Source organism: Dysosmobacter sp. Sow4_B12 (assembly GCF_052116665.1).
Classification (GTDB): Bacteria; Bacillota; Clostridia; order Oscillospirales; family Oscillospiraceae; genus Oscillibacter.
Genome location: NZ_JBQKKR010000005.1, coordinates 92,745 through 101,695, shown reverse-complemented (window position 1 = coordinate 101,695; position 8,951 = coordinate 92,745). Strand labels below are relative to the sequence as shown.

Annotated in this window: 1 protein-coding gene and 3 pseudogenes; 2 read left to right on the top strand and 2 right to left on the bottom strand. The window is 54.6% G+C overall.

Translation table 11 applies throughout. The features are described from left to right. Positions 1-509, top strand: a pseudogene (locus ACTQ4R_RS07505) (hypothetical protein); the annotation flags it as partial. Between the two features lie 214 nt (positions 510-723). After that, a pseudogene (locus tag ACTQ4R_RS07500) lies at positions 724-4,896 on the top strand (SpaA isopeptide-forming pilin-related protein); the annotation flags it as partial. A 138-nt stretch (positions 4,897-5,034) separates the two neighbouring features. Here ACTQ4R_RS07500 and ACTQ4R_RS07495 read toward each other — a convergent pair. Then, a pseudogene (locus tag ACTQ4R_RS07495) lies at positions 5,035-5,247 on the bottom strand (AAA domain-containing protein); the annotation flags it as partial. A 533-nt stretch (positions 5,248-5,780) separates the two neighbouring features. Then, positions 5,781-8,936: a DUF3427 domain-containing protein gene (locus ACTQ4R_RS07490; RefSeq protein ID WP_441627349.1), complete on the bottom strand. Its 3,156-nt coding sequence runs from the start codon at positions 8,934-8,936 to the stop codon at positions 5,781-5,783. Positions 8,937-8,951: the final 15 nt, after the last annotated feature.

Genomic DNA, 8,951 nt, shown 5'->3' with positions numbered 1-8,951 from the left:
ACATTGGCGAACAGGTCGGTTTCAATGTTTATTGGGACAGCGTTAACGGCTGTGTGCAGGTGGAAAGCGGAAAGCCCTACACCGGAACCGCACCCCAGCAGACTGCCGCAGTACCCACAGACGGTTCCCGGTATGTTCCCAAGGTGGGTGATGTGATCCGCTGCGACGATGGCACGGACTACACTATTAAAGATGTGTCCCGCTGGAACAACAACGCCTTTTCCAGCGCACCGCTGGGAGAACTGCCTGCCGCCACCTGTGACTGGAGCAAGCTGCCCCAACCGGAAATGCCGAGAGCGGAGGCGCGTCACTTCACCAGCGGCGGGCAGGACTACCTATTCCAGCGCAATCTCTACGAAACACGCCGGATGCTCTATACCTTGTATAATGCCATCGGGGGCAACCCGGAAACATGGCAGAACGGCCAGCCGGTGAAATTCCCCAGCGGGAATGACAAGGTGAAGATCAACCTGACCATTCCCGCAGATGTCACGCCGCAGAGCTTTTGACCGTGGCGCTCGGAGCAGATCACAGGGCTATTCAATTCCTGCCCGCCGGGGACTTACTCTATGGAGGCATGGAATGTCTACAAAAACGGCGTGTTTCAATACACTGAGTACAGCATCTATGTGAGCTGACAACTTCATATCTCAACGCGCGGGCGGTATGCAAAAGCATACCGCCTTTTCTGTTTCCCAAAATCAATAAAAGGAGAAAATGCACATGAAAAAACGATTGGTTTCCATGCTCCTTGCACTGGTAATGGTGCTGGGGATGCTCCCGGCCACGGCCCTTGCCGCCAGCAGTGAGGAGGAAGCCCTGGGCGAAGTCAATATCTACAACGGAGAACAGAAGCTCTCCTATCTCTCCATCAATGGCCGCATCCGTGAGCTGATCTATACCTATTTTAATTATGTGGACAGCAACGGCAGGACAAAGGAGATCCCCGCGTACTGCGTCAACCCCAACACCAAGGGCGTCCCGCAGACTGTTGGCCCCGGCGAGAGTATCAAATACATCGCCAAGGAAAAGGGCAGCGATCCAAAGGTCATGGGTATCATCGCCAACGGCTATCCTACCCGCGGCTTATCGGAACTGAAGCTGGAGAACAAGTACCACGCCTACTATGCGACCAAGATGGCGCTGTGGTGCTACCTGCTCCCCAACTGGAACATCAACAACCTGAAGGTCAATCCCAATCTCACAGGAAAAGAGCTTCAGCGGGCACAGGCCATCCTTGCCGCAGCCAAGGACATCTATGTGCGCGGCACGGCATGGAACAAGGTCTACTCGCCCCGCGTTACCGCTACCCCTGACCGGGACACCGCCTATGCCGTCACGGTGGACGGACAGCAGTACAAGCAACAGGTGTTTACAATTCACTCCGACACATGGGTGTGCAATTACGCCATCCGCGTAGCCTTCTCCGATCCTGCCTCCGTCCCCGCAGGAGCGCGCATTGTGGATATGGACAACAAGGATATTACCACCATCACCACCTCCGGCACCGGGGATGGCTACGGCGGTAAATTCAAGGTGCTGTACCCTGCCGCTGCGGTGGCGGGCAAGACCGGCAGCGTCCAGCTTTCTTTTACCACTGATGTTTATAAGTATGCTGTGTTTTATGCTGTGTGCGCGGAGCAGAACAAATACGGCCAGCTCCAGAACTATATGTGCGATACCGATCCTACCGTCACCATGCGCCTGTCCGCGTACAGCAATTTCAGCGATGGGGAAAAGCCCGAAACGCCTGACACCGGCCTGAAGCTCATCAAGCTGGAAAAGGGTACGGATACCCCTCTCAGCGGCGCTATTTTTGAGGTGGTCGATCCCGACGGAGCCACCGTCGGCACCTTCGCCACCGGCTCGGACGGCACCGTGACCATCCCCCTGACGCTGGCGGGCAACTACACCGTGTATGAACGTGTAGCGCCTTTGGATCACCTACTCAGTGATACGCCCGCACAGAATATCAAGGTGGAATACGGGAAAGTCGCAGAAATCACCTTCTGGAATGAGCCATACGGAACCCTCCGTATTGAAAAGCTGTCCAACACCGGCGCACACCTGCCCGGAGCGATGGTGCAGATCAAGCACATTGAGAGCGGCGTGACCTACACCGCTGAAACCAATTTTGCGGGCTATGCCATTTTCGATGAGATCAAGCCCGGTGCGTATGAAATCCGCGAAATCACCGCGCCCTCCGGCTGGCTGAAGGACGATGCCACCTATACGGCTTCCGTGGCCACCGGCGAAACCACCACTTTTTCGCTGGTAAACAAGGAACTGCCCGGTCTGCGGATCATCAAATATGACCGCAAGAACATGGTTGCCATGCCCAATGTCACCTTTGAAATTTTCCGAGACAGCGTTTCTCTCGGTAAATTCCGCACGGACGAGTTTGGTGAAATCCTTTTGACCGATGCTGCTCCCGGCACCTACCGCACCGTGGAAGTGGATACCGGCAGCGACGGTCACATCCTCGACACCACGCCGCAGGAGGTGGAGCTGTCTGCCGGCGACGGCATCAAGGAGCTGCTGTTCTTCAACGATGTGAAGCCGGGGATGAGATTGGTGAAGGTGGACAGCACCGACCCCAGCCGTGTCATTCCCAATGCTGTGTTTGAGATCAAATCCGTAGCTGGTGACTACGGCCCCAAGGAATTTACCACCGATCAGAACGGCGAGATCGACCTCTCCAAGCTCCCCACCGGCGCGTATGTGGTGACGGAAAAAGCCTGTGAGGGCTATATCATCGACCAGGCCCAGCGCATCATCCAGCTTGACCCCAACGAGGACGCACAGTTCGTATTCACCAATACCATCAAGCCATCGTTGCAGATCATTAAGACCAGCGCAGACGGTAGCCGCCTGAAAAATGTACATTTCCGTATCGCCAAGATCGAGGACGGAACGCATTATCTTGACCGCACCACCAATGAACAGGGAGAGATTCTGATTGCCGATTTGGAGCCCGGCGTGTACTCCGTGCGGGAAACCGCCACGGATTCCTCTCACATTCTCGACCTGCGAGAGTATCACATGGAGCTGTTCGCAGGCCGAACCAGCACCCTGACCATTGAAAACCAGAAGCGTCCCAACCTGACTGTCTACAAGCACGACGCCGACACCGGCGAGCCCATCGCAGATACCGTGTTTGAAGTCCGCGCCGCAGACGGTCACAGCGTCGATCAGATCAAGACAGACAGCGAGGGCAAGGCGGAGCTGAAAAATTTACTCCCCGGCGTGTACGAAATCTCGGAAAAGTCCGTGCCGTCCCCGTATCTGCTGGACGCGCCCTCTCAGCTTGCGACGCTTTATCCCAACCGCGACCACACCGTTTATTTTGAAAACCATCAGAAGCCCGCGCTGACCGTCAAAAAGGTGGACAGCGTGACGGGAGACCCCTTGCAGGGCGCGAAATTCCATGTTACCTACGCCAGCAACAATACCGGCAGCGGCGAAATCAATGACCTCGGCACCTACTACACCGGTGAGAACGGTCAGTTTCAGTTGACCGGCCTGCGTGATGGCTGGTACAAAATCTCGGAATTGGAGCCGCCCACGGGCTACTCCATCAAGGAGGCCACGCAGGAGGTCTACATCAAGTCCGGCACTTCCAAGACGCTAACCTTTGAAAATATTCCCCTCTCCGCATTGGTGGTGTGGAAGTACGACAGCGTCACCGGCGAAGCAGTTAGCAACGCCGTATTCCAAGTGAAGTATCTGACCGGCACCTCCGGCACAGGCGGTACGGTTATCGGCACCTACAAGACCTCGGCCAACGGCAGCTTTACCGTGACGGGGCTGAAAGAAGGCACTTATATCGTCGAAGAACTCTCCAGCGACAGCGGCCATGTGATCGACTCCGCACCGCAGACGGCCTATATCAGCGGCAAGCAACAGGATGTGGTGCAGCTCTATTTTGGAAATTCTCCCAAGGGCAGCCTGCTGGTGAAGAAGATCGACAGCGCGACCCATAAGCCCCTTTCCAATGTGGAATTTATGGTGACCACCGCAGACGGAACGGTGGTGGGCGATGCCAACGGCAAATATGTGACGGACAGCGCAGGTACTTTCACGATTACGGACATCACTCCCGGCACGACGCTGGTAGTAAAGGAAACCCGCGCAAGGGACGGCTATCTGCTGGACGACGCCCCGCAGACCGCAACCATCAAGGCAGGCCAGACCGTGACGCTGGAGTTCCGCAATCAGCCGCAGGGCTCCCTTATTATCAATAAGCTGTCCAGCGCGGATAAGAAAACGCCGCTGGAGGGTGTGCTGTTCCAAATCACCTATTCCGATGGTAGCTTCGTGGATAACGGCGCACTTTCCAGCAAGGGCTTGTACCGAACGGACAAAAACGGCCAGATCATTCTCAGCGGCATCACCGGAACGGTGGTTGTGACCGAGGTGGAAACCATCAAGGGGTATCGCATTGACGATGCCTCCCGCAGTCAGACCATCGAGGTCCGCGCCAACGATACGCAGCAGCTTTGGTTCTATAACGCCCCTACCTCCCGAATCCTGCTCCACAAGGTGGACAAGGCCACCGGCAAGGGGATTTACGGCGCAGTGTTCCTGCTTTACGACAGCAATCACAATCCCATCGGGGAGTATGTGACCGATCAGGACGGCTACATCTACGCCGACGAGGGACTGGCCGATGGCCGCTATTATCTGCGTGAGATCAAAGCGGCCACCGGATATGTGCTGGACCCGGAACTGAAAACCATCTATGTCCGCTACGGCTCCACCACAGAAATCGAGTGGAGCAATACCGCGGAGTGCGGCCAAATCCAGATCATCAAGAAATCCGCAGACGATAACGCCACCAATGGCCTGCCTGCCGGGACGCTGCTGGAGGGTGCGGTATTTGAAATCTATGACAAATTGCTGTCGTTCCTCCGGCGACATTTCCCAAGCGCTCATATTCGGATAGGTGCCTGTCTGTGCATCCAGAAACTTCTCTTTGTTGGCAAGGCTGCCGAGAAACGCAGTCAGAAAAGCGGCATTTTTCTTCTCCAACTTTTCCACAACATTATGCGTTGCGGAATTGTTGTTGGAGACAACCGCCACGGTTTTTCCGCTGCGAACAACATTGGCGATGATATTCAGGATCGTTTGTGTCTTCCCAGTACCCGGTGGCCCCTGAATGATACTGATTTTGGAGGAAAGCGCCCGTTCTACCGCCAGCTTTTGACTCTGGTTCAGGCCAAACGGATAGATCACTGCCTCCGGCATCTGGGGCATTTTGACGTCTTTCTGCGGTGCAAGATAGCTTGCCAACACGGTATCCTCGCTGACCTGCTGGATCTTGTCATACTGCATACTTAGAATGTTGATACCGTTTTCCGCCACCAGACTGATTGCAGCGGCAGTCTCCTTGAAATATTGGAATGCTTCTTGATTTTTACCGTCTGCCAGGCAATTCTGCTGGAACTGCACTTCGCTCCTGTGGAACGATAAATCTCTCTTTCCGTTGCGGACAATACGATAATACCCGCTGAAATCGAGAATCTCATCAATTCCGCTGATGGCTTGCCCATTTGCGATGACAATCACCTGCGCAGGGTCAATTTTCTTTTTCAGAGGCAGGATCTCCACATTGCTACTCTGAAAGCTGTATGTCTTATTGGGCGCACTGGTATAGACGACCTCGCACTTCCCGTCATGGAACTGAAAGCTCGCGACCGAGTCCGTCTGGTCTTTTCCTTTTATGATGATTAAGTGCTTTCGTGCGTCCATAGGTGTCTCCTTAAATCATGCCAAGTATGTCAGCCTACTACCAACTTATTTGTCTTCTTCAAGAACTTCGCCGGGATCGGGCGGTCCAGCTGCCAGGTGATATTCATCGGCCTGCTGCCCGTATGCTTCACGTAGTTCGCCGTGCCCAGATAGGTGTACGCTTCCGCACCGCCGGTCATACGGTCCGACTTAAACTCACGGACAAACAGCAGCACCCTGCTGCCGCGTTCCTTGTGGTGGATATAGCGCTGACCGGTGGACGAATTCTCCGCCGTGGTGCTCTGGCTTTGCCAATGGAACAAGCTCTCATTGATGGAATAATCGTTGTACATGGTGGTTGGCGAGTAGTCCTTGTCCGCCTTGTTCAGCGTCACAAAGAACACATCGATGTTTTTCTCCGGCAACCACTTCACGCCCTCACGAACGGTGGACGGCTTCATAAAGTCCAGTGCCACCAAGAGCTGGTCGCGGGTATAGGTGCAGTGCAGATCCAACGGGCAGTCGAAGCCCAGCTCCACCGGCTCGTCGATAAAGTCGATCTGCTCGAAGCGATAGCGCAGCAGCTCCAAGAGCTCACCGAGCAGAACCGTGCTGTCAGACAGGGCATAGAGGTTACTAAGCACCTCTTCGTCGTCCCAGTCCTCCACAGCCTTGCCCCAGACGGTGACATAGAACATCTGCATCATCCGCTTTTCCGCATCCGGAAGCGCTGCAAAATCAAGGTTATCCAAACGCGGAAGAACATCCAACAGGAAAGAAATCCAGCGGCGAGAATCAACCACGGCGATCTTTGCAAACGCTTTGGTCAGAATATCCTCCAGTGGCTCCGAAAAGTCTTCCATGACATCCGCCCTGGCGCAAATGCGGGAGAAGGAGGAAAACTTGTAGATCGCCCGTGGGTCAAGATGGTAGTAATCCAAGAAGTTTTTGAGCGTCAGCTCCAGCCCGCTGTCCTCCGCAAAGGAGGCTGCGCGAGCCACCAACCCAGCCGTATTGCCATAGGACGCGCGGATATTCTCCAAAATATATTTGGCTGCCTTCTTCTCCAGCTGGATATAGCAGCCCTTGGGGACGGACACAAAACCATCCTTGATCTCCCGGCTCACGCTGCGGGTGGTATTCGACAGCAGCGCCGCAAACTTATCTTCAAAATTGTATTTTCGATTTGCCTGACCGATGAAGTCCAGCACGGTCAGGCATTCTTTGTCCTCAGATAGACGCAGACCACGTCCCAGCTGCTGCAAGAAGATTGTCAGGGATTCGGTGGGGCGCAGGAACAGAACAGTATTAACTTCCGGAATATCCACGCCCTCGTTGTAGATGTCCACGACGAAGATGAACCGCACCTCGCCGGACACCAAGCGCCGCTTGGCCGCCGCTCTTTCCTCGTCCGAAGACTGCCCGGTGAGGCACATGGACGGAATGTTGTGGTCGTTAAAATAGCGGCACATAAATTCCGCGTGATCTACCGTCACACAGAAGCCGAGGCCCTTCACCTCGTCAATGTCCGTCACATATTTCAGCAGTGCCGTCACCACATGGTCGGCGCGGCGGTCGGCAACCGCCCCGCTGAACGTGTAGATGTGCTCCAGCTCGCTCTTTTGGTAGCCACCGGCAGACCATTTGAGTTCATCCAGATCCACGGTATCGGTAACGCCAAAATACTGAAACGGGCAGAGCAGCTTTCGGTCAATGGCTTCCGGCAGACGAATTTCCGCCGCAATACGATTGTTGAAGTATGGCAGAATGCTCTTGCCGTCCATACGTTCAGGCGTAGCCGTCAAGCCCAGCAAAATACGAGGCTGGTAGTAGGCCAGGAGCTTCTGGTAGGTTGGAGCTGCCGCGTGGTGGAACTCGTCTACGATGATGTAATCGTAAAACCCAGGGGACGTCTTTTCCGTAAAGTTCTGTGAATTGAACGTCTGAATGGAAATAAACAGATTGTCGATGCTTTCCGGCCTATAGCTGCCCACAAACATCTCCCCGAAGTTGGCGTCCTTGAGCACGGCTCGGAAGGTATACAGACTCTGTTTGAGAATTTCTTCCCGGTGCGCTACGAAGAGCAGTCGGCAAGGCTTGTCCGGATTCTGCTTGCGGAAGCGCTTGTAGTCTAAAGCAGAGATGACCGTCTTGCCGGTACCGGTGGCGGCTACCACCAGATTACGAGTATAACCGCGGACAGTGCGCTCCGCCTCCAGCTTGTCCAGAATCTCCTGCTGATAGGAATAGGGGTTGATATCCATGGTGTAGACTTCGGCATTGTTGGTGTCGAAGTATTTTTCTGCTTTCAGGGCACGGGCAAGGCGTTCTTTCTGGCCTTCATCATAATACTCAAATTCCCGGTCATTCCAGTAATACTCAAAGGTCGCGGCGATTTTATCAATGGTTTCAGGCAGGTCGCGCTTCGTCACCTTGGTGTTCCATTCAAGCCCGCTGGTCAGCGCGGCATTGGACAGGTTGGACGAACCCACATAAGCCGTTGTGAAGCCGGTTTCGCGGTAGAAGATGTACGCTTTGGCATGGAGGCGAGTTGTCTTGGTGTTGTAACTAACCTTGATCTGTGTGTTTGGGAGCTGTCGGAGTTCCTCAATGGCTTTTATATCCGTTGCGCCCATGTAGGAAGTGGTGATAATACGGAGCTCACCGCCATTCTGCGTAAACTCTCGCAGCTCGTCCATAATGAGCCGCAGACCGCTCCATTTGATGAAGGACACCAGCATGTCAATTCTGTCAGCAGAGACAATCTCTTTTTTGAGCTCCGTAAACATCTGCGGCTCATGCACAGCCCCGGTGAAAAGTGAGCTTTGTGCAATAGAGGTCTCTGGGCGCTCTATGTCCGCCGCTGTTTTCCCCACCGCCAGCCGCGGGTCGGTCTCCCGCAAAAGCGCAAGAAGCTGCTCTGCCCGCCGGTCAACGCCCAGCGCGGCAAAGTCAGCTTCTTGCGTCGTATTTTGAATGAGCTCAACGATCTGGTTGGTCAGCCCGATCTGGGCAGAAATATCCCCGCCGTTGTCCAGCACGTTATCCAAGCCCTTTTGAACCACATCCGCCAGATACTGCGCCAGAACCTTGGACGCCTCGGCCTTGTCAATGGGTGCAACCGCCTTGCGGGCTTCCGGAATCTCCGCAAGCTCGCTAGTCAAGGCGTTATTGATAACTTGTTCATATAGGCCGTGGTGTAACATAGTTTCGCTCCTTAC